1 protein-coding gene is annotated in these 398 nt (G+C 42.2%); it reads right to left on the minus strand.

Annotation, left to right across the window (positions count from 1 at the left end):
- Window positions 1-115: 115 nt before the first annotated feature.
- Window positions 116-398, minus strand: a 283-nt coding sequence (locus tag ACS72_RS09850; RefSeq protein WP_048882001.1) for a PTS sugar transporter subunit IIB, incomplete at its 5' end; no start/stop codon positions are given.

A 398-nucleotide genomic window follows, 5' to 3' on the forward strand; every position in this document is an offset into this window, starting at 1 on the left:
TCCAGCCAAAAATCAATCCCCAGAACAAAAACTAACGCCGCCAGGGATAATCCCTTAATCCCCTTTCTTTCCTCCATTTTTATTACCTCAAACCAATATTAAGGCGATTTTAGATTTAGTCAGGGATTTGTTCTTTTTGATCGCCAGGGACGTCCTGAATGAAAACATTCACGCCACGTTGTTTAATAAAACGTAAGTCCGTGAGATCCTGGTCATCGACATAAACTTTACTGCTGATTTGCTTTTTCCCTTCCGAGAAATGCATATTGCCGACGTTGACATCTTTCAGGTCAATACCACCTTCTACCAATTTACGTACCGTTTGTGGCGTACGGCAAATCAGGAAGATCTTCTGATGTGGTGCAGCGTTGCCGATGACGTTAATGGTTTTGTCGATA

Source organism: Acinetobacter sp. VT 511, assembly GCF_001077515.1.
Taxonomy (GTDB): Bacteria; Pseudomonadota; Gammaproteobacteria; order Pseudomonadales; family Moraxellaceae; genus Acinetobacter; species Acinetobacter schindleri.